Origin of the sequence: Corallococcus llansteffanensis (assembly GCF_003612055.1) — a bacterium.
Taxonomy (GTDB): Bacteria; Myxococcota; Myxococcia; order Myxococcales; family Myxococcaceae; genus Corallococcus; species Corallococcus llansteffanensis.
In genome coordinates this window covers 1-894 of the sequence record NZ_RAWB01001092.1, presented here as the reverse complement: position 1 = coordinate 894, position 894 = coordinate 1, and the positions used below count along the sequence as shown (strand labels likewise).

Below are 894 nucleotides of genomic sequence, written 5' to 3'. Positions count from 1 at the left end.
GTCCGGGGCCGTATTGCCCGTGGGCGCGGAGCCCTTGCGGTCCTTGGGCGTCAGGTCCTTCACGAACATGTCCGCCACCTGGTCCAGGAGCGCCGTCATCGCCAGGCGGAACAGCTCCGGCTCCTTGCCGACCTTGAAGGGATCCAGGTGCGGCGCGCCCTGGTCCACCGCGTCCAGGTCGAACGTCCGGTGCCACAGCTCCGAGCGGCCATCCACGCGGAAGATGCGGCCGTAACCCTTGAGGTAGGCCCCCGCATGCCCGTCCTCGCTGCGCATGCCGAAGTCCTGGATGACGAACTCCACGATGGTGTCCGCGCCCAGCGGGGCCATCAAGTCGTAGTCCGGGGCGTTGGCGGGCACCTCCTCCACGAGGAAGCTCTCCAGCGCGGAGGCGACCCGGGCGGGGTCCACCGCGTCCGTCCAGGGGGCCTCTTCCGGGAGGCGGGACAGGGTGGTGACGCGCAGGCGCTCGGAGAGCTCGAAGCGCGTCACGGCCTGTTGCAGCTTCACCGTGAGGCGCCGGTCCGCCTCCTTGTCCTCCAGCTTCTTGAGCTTGCCCGAGTAGGCGCCGTCCTCGCGGAACACGAGGCTCTTGGGGCCCGCGCCGTCCTCGATGCGGGAGATGAAGGCCGGTCGCTGGACCCGGTCCAGGTCGGCGCCGGAGAGCTGCTGCGAGGCGCAACCGACGGTGAAGGCCAGGAGGATTGCCGCGAGGAGGGGGCTTCGCACCATGGAGGCAACGCTAACCCATCCCCGGGCCCCTGGCCTGTTTGCGACCCGCCGGAGGCCCGGAGCCGGGCCCCGCTGCTATGCTGCCCGGCCGTGAATGCTCCCCCTTCTGTTCCCCCCGGCCCGGGCCCCAACCGCAAGCGGCGGCTTGGGGAGATCCTGATG

1 protein-coding gene is annotated in these 894 nt (G+C 70.8%); it reads right to left on the bottom strand.

Going from position 1 to position 894, the window contains the following annotated elements; genetic code table 11:
- A partial coding sequence (locus tag D7V93_RS43525; protein ID WP_208723372.1) for a hypothetical protein occupies positions 1 to 732 on the bottom strand: 732 nt, incomplete at its 3' end.
- Between the last annotated feature and the right edge of the window lie 162 nt (positions 733 to 894).